This window comes from Vibrio mimicus CAIM 602, assembly GCF_000338875.1.
Lineage (GTDB): Bacteria > Pseudomonadota > Gammaproteobacteria > Enterobacterales > Vibrionaceae > Vibrio > Vibrio mimicus.
Genome location: NZ_AOMO01000012.1, coordinates 1 through 1,722, shown reverse-complemented (window position 1 = coordinate 1,722; position 1,722 = coordinate 1). Strand labels below are relative to the sequence as shown.

Annotated in this window: 2 protein-coding genes; both read left to right on the top strand. The window is 43.6% G+C overall.

The window, feature by feature from the left end:
• Nucleotides 1-247 precede the first annotated feature (247 nt).
• A complete protein-coding gene (locus D908_RS17985) occupies nucleotides 248-625 on the top strand; it encodes a nuclear transport factor 2-like protein (RefSeq protein WP_005522214.1) in 378 nt (125 codons plus the stop codon).
• 657 nt (nucleotides 626-1,282) lie between these two features.
• The gene (locus D908_RS17995; RefSeq protein WP_005522202.1) at nucleotides 1,283-1,561 is read left to right on the top strand and encodes a DUF3601 domain-containing protein; all 279 of its coding nucleotides are present in this window, start codon (nucleotides 1,283-1,285) and stop codon (nucleotides 1,559-1,561) included.
• Nucleotides 1,562-1,722 lie beyond the last annotated feature (161 nt).

The following is a 1,722-nucleotide window of genomic DNA, read 5'->3' as shown; positions in this document are numbered from 1 at the left end:
GCGTTGGATGCGTGTTTGTGTGATGCTTCTGCGTAAATGGCTTTCAAGCAAATGTGTTAAAAATCATTGTTAAACAATAGGCTACGAAGCTAACAAACGCCTCAAGAGGGACTGTCAACGCGCGGCGTTTCCAGTCCCAATGAGCCGCGGTGGTTACGGTTGTTGTGATTGAGTTTAGTGTTATGCGTTGCCAGCCCCTTAAGCGGGCGTTAGCTGATTTTCGGCATCATAAGAAAAGGATTTGTGCATGAAAAATACAGAAATAGTAAAAGAGCTTTGGACTAAGTTCAGCCAAGGCAATTACGTTGGCTGTGAAGCATTACTTCATGAAAATCTGAAAGTCTTATGGCCGACAAGCCGTGAACTGTATGAAAGCCGAGATGATTTTATTACGGTCAATGAAGCCTTTGGCCAAGACTGGACGTTCGATATCCTGTCACTAGAAGAAACCATGAGCGATAAAGTAATCAGTGTTGTTCATGTTTCTAGCCCCAGTTGCCCAGACAGTTTTTATGCGACAAGCATCTTTAGTTTTGCATCAGGTGTTATCACCAATATGGAAACTTATTGGGCATTTCAAGATAAGCAGCCAGAATGGCGTAAAAACTTAAGTAAGGTGTATTGATCAGCTAACAAACGCCTCAAGAGGGACTGTCAACGCGTGGCGTTTCCAGTCCCAATGAGCCGCGGTGGTTGCAGTTGTTGTGTTTGAGTTTAGTGGTAATGCGTTGTCAGCCCCTTAGGCGGGCGTTAACTGGCAAAATGGAAATGCCAAAAGCATCTGGGCAAAAGGAGTCTGAAAATGTTTCGTTGTGGACAGTGTCGTCATTTCGAAAGAGCTAAAAATAATCTCAAGGATCTTTGTGGTGCTTGGGAGCAACCTACGACAGCAACGCGTGAAGCTTGCGGATTTTTTATGCTCCGGAAACCTGCCCGAGATGTGAAAACACCAAACGAAGAGTAGAGTAATCTTCTTTGTGTTGGTTAAAAGTACAGTGAAAATCATAAGCACTGGCCAGTTAACAAACGCCTCAAGAGGGACTGTCAACGCACGGCGTTTCCAGTCCCAATGAGCCGCGGTGGTTTCGGTTGTTGGGTTTGAGTTTTGTGGTAATGCGTTGTCAGCCCCTTAGGCGGGCGTTATGTGCTAAGCGAAAAGGATGTCAACTACGCATTCAAAGTGGCCTTATTCGTTCTGTTATTACATTTTACATCGAGCATGTAATTGCACGAGGAAATTGAATAACGGATTTATGCGACTATTTGTAATAAAGGTAAATTTGTGGACCGAGATTATCTACAGAGTGAGTATGGTGCCCTGAAAGCGGGCCAGTGCTACAAAGTTGTTCGTAGTTTCAGAGATTATAGAAACATTAATTATGAAAGGGGTGACGTTATGCGTTTCCTTGGTAGTAATTTTGTACCGTATGAAAGTGGTTTGTCTCTGTTCTTTGATAAAAATGGTAGTGGGAGGCAAATAATGTTGTGCGTACGACCTGAGTTTCAAATGGAAATTGCACATCATCTTGATAGTTACTTTTGTAAACTAGACGATAACTAAGATCGCACATAACAAACGCCTCAAGAGGGACTGTCAACGCGTGGCGTTTCCAGTCTCATTAAGCCGCGGTGGTTACGGTTGTTGTGTTTGAGTTTAGTGGTATGCGTTTCCAGCCCCTTAGGCGGACGTTATGCTTAATCCATAAAAATCAGTTGGTTGTG